The sequence below is a fragment of the Thermococcus sp. genome (assembly GCF_027066465.1).
Classification (GTDB): Archaea; Methanobacteriota_B; Thermococci; order Thermococcales; family Thermococcaceae; genus Thermococcus.
In genome coordinates, this window is sequence record NZ_JAMONU010000038.1 from 1 (window position 1) to 3,000 (window position 3,000).

Sequence of the window (3,000 nt, forward strand, 5' to 3'; positions counted from 1 at the left end):
CAACGTTGTCTTCGTTCAGAAGGGCATCGACGACCTGGCCCAGCACTACCTGGCTAAGTATGGCATAATGGCCGTCAGGAGGGTCAAGAAGAGTGACATGGAGAAGCTCGCGAAGGCCACCGGAGCGAAGATTGTGACCAACGTTAAGGACTTAACGAGCGAAGACCTCGGTGAGGCTGAGCTCGTCGAGCAGAGGAAGGTCGCCGGCGAGAACATGATATTCGTTGAAGGCTGCAAGAACCCGAAGGCGGTAACCATACTCATCCGCGGTGGAACCGAGCACGTGGTTGATGAAGTCGAGAGAGCCCTTGAGGACGCCGTCAAGGTCGTCAAGGACGTCATGGAGGACGGTGCGATACTCCCGGCCGGCGGCGCCCCTGAAATCGAGCTCGCCATCAGGCTCGACGAGTACGCCAAGCAGGTCGGCGGCAAGGAAGCTCTGGCCATTGAGGCCTTTGCAGAGGCTCTCAAGATAATCCCGAAGACTTTGGCTGAAAACGCCGGACTCGACCCGGTTGACATAATGGTCAAGGTCATCAGCGAGCACAAGAACAAGGGCCTCGGGATAGGCATAGACGTTTTCGAAGGCGAGCCGGCCGACATGATGGAGAAGGGAGTCATCGCTCCCCTCAGGGTTACTAAGCAGGCCATCAAGAGCGCCAGCGAAGCGGCAATAATGATACTCCGCATCGACGACGTCATCGCGGCTAAGCCCAGCAAGGGCAAAGAGGGCAACGAGATGGCCGGTGGAATGGGCGGCATGGACATGGGTATGGGCATGTGACGCCCTCTTCTTTACCCACTTTTGAACCAAAAGGTTTTATTTCCTCCGTTTTCAACCCCCCGATAGGTGAGGGGCATGGGGTTCGAGATGTGGATTAGAACGGGCCTGCTGATGGCAATCCTTACGGGACTGCTCATGGGAATAGGCTACCTCTTCGGCGGCCCGAACTTAGCGCTGATAATGTTCCTCTTCGCGATGCTCTTCAACTTCATAACCTACTGGTACAGCGATAAAATCGTGCTGAGCTGGTACAACGCGAGGATAGTGGACGAGACAGAGGCGCCGGAGCTCTACGCAATAGTGAGAGGCCTTGCGGAGAGGGCGGGACTGCCAACGCCGAGGGTTGCGATAATCCCGACCGAGACTCCGAACGCGTTCGCCACCGGCAGAAACCCGAAGCACGCGGTTGTGGCGGTAACTCAGGGCCTTCTCAGAATCCTCGACAGGGACGAGCTTGAGGGAGTTCTCGGTCACGAGATGACTCACATTAAGAACAGGGACATACTGATAGGAACCGTTGCGGCCGCGATGGCCGGGGCGATAATGCAACTCGCCTACTGGGCGCGCTGGATAGCGATATTTGGAGCCTACGACGACAGGGACGGCGACAATCTTTTAGTGGCAATACTCGTGGCAATACTCGCCCCGATAGCGGCCCTTCTGATTCAGGCAGCGATAAGCCGCTCAAGGGAATACCTGGCGGATGAGGGGGGCGCCAAGCTCAGCGGGAAGCCCTGGGCCCTGGCGAGCGCGCTCCTCAAGATTGAGCAGGCCGTCCGCTACAGGCCGATGCGTGAGGGTAACCCGGCGACCGCCCACATGTTCATCATCAACCCCTTTAGGGGGATGGGCATCGCGGAGCTGTTCTCAACGCACCCGCCGACCGAGAAGAGGATTGAGAGACTCAGGAAGATAGCCGAGGAGATGGGCTACGTCCCCAACTTCTGAGTCATTTTTGCATAATTATTTAATCCCTCAATTCTTTATTTATGCAATTCTGCTGAAAACTGCCGGTTGGGCTTCTTGACGATATGCATTTAAACGTTAGCTCTCAATTCTTAACGGTGATGAACGTGAAAGCCGTGAAGGCAACCCTTCTCTACGACGGTCTCGGCAACGTCCAAAGGGACGTCTACGTCGTTTTCGAGGAAAACATCGTGGATGTAACCAAAGAGAAACCGAAGGATGCAGAAGTAATCGCCGAGGGTGTCGTTACTCCTGCCTTCATAGACGGCCACAGCCACATTGGAATGGACAGGTATGGGGAACCCTACCAGGAGGGCGAGGCCAACGAGCAGATGGACTCGGTTCTTCCGCTCGTCGATGCGCTCTACTCCATTTACATGGACGACAAAGCGTTTAAGCACTCCATCGAGTTCGGCGTGCTCTACTCCTCGGTTCTGCCGGGAAGCGGAAACATCATCGGCGGAAAGGCCGTCTTCATAAAGAACTACGGGCGCGACATCGAGGATGCTTTCGTCCAGTACGCGGGCGTTAAAGCTGCCTTCGGCTACAACCCTCGCTCCACAACTGAGTGGAAGGGAACGAGGCCGACCACGAGAATGGGGGCCATTGGAATCCTCCTCAACTGGCTCATCAAGACTCAGAAGACAATAAAACTCATCGAAAAGGGCAAGAAGGAGCCTGAGGAGGTCGAGCCGACCGTTGAAGCGCTAATCCCCGTCCTCAAGGGTGAACTTCCACTCCGCGTTCATGTGCATAAAGAGGACGACATCGCTGCCCTGCTGATGATAAAGCGGAAGTTCGGACTTAAGATAACAATCGAGCACGCCGCCGACGTCCATAGTAGGGAGACCTTCGAGAAGATTAAAGCCGAGGGCGTTCCCGTAATCTACGGCCCATTCGACAGCCACCCATACAAGGTGGAACTCAAGCACGAGGACTGGAAGAACGCCAGGTATTTGCTCGAGGTCAGGCCTCTCTTCGGCCTCATGAGCGACCACCCGGTCACGCTCCAGGCGAACCTCTACCTCCAGCTCAGACACTTCATAAGGCTCGGCATGAGCAAGGCGGAAGCGATAAAGGTAATCACCCACAACAACGCGAAGATACTCGGCGTCGATGACAGGCTCGGGAGCGTAGAGAAGGGCAAGTGGGCTTCGCTCGTTGTCTGGAACGGAGACCCGTTCAACCTCGAGAACTACCCGACGCACGTCTTCGCCGAGGGTGAGCTTATTCACGAAGCGGACTGGTGA

At 56.1% G+C, this 3,000-nt stretch carries 3 protein-coding genes; all 3 read left to right on the top strand.

Features of this window, described 5'->3' with window-relative positions:
* Positions 1-784: TCP-1/cpn60 chaperonin family protein (locus MVK46_RS01705; protein ID WP_297534794.1), on the top strand; the 784-nt coding region annotated here is incomplete at its 5' end.
* A gap of 75 nt (positions 785-859) precedes the next feature.
* Positions 860-1,732, top strand: coding sequence for a zinc metalloprotease HtpX (locus MVK46_RS01710; protein ID WP_297534795.1), 873 nt, complete (start codon positions 860-862; stop codon positions 1,730-1,732).
* 125 nt (positions 1,733-1,857) lie between these two features.
* Positions 1,858-3,000 (top strand): amidohydrolase, encoded by a 1,143-nt coding sequence (locus MVK46_RS01715; protein ID WP_297534797.1) that lies wholly within the window; start codon positions 1,858-1,860, stop codon positions 2,998-3,000.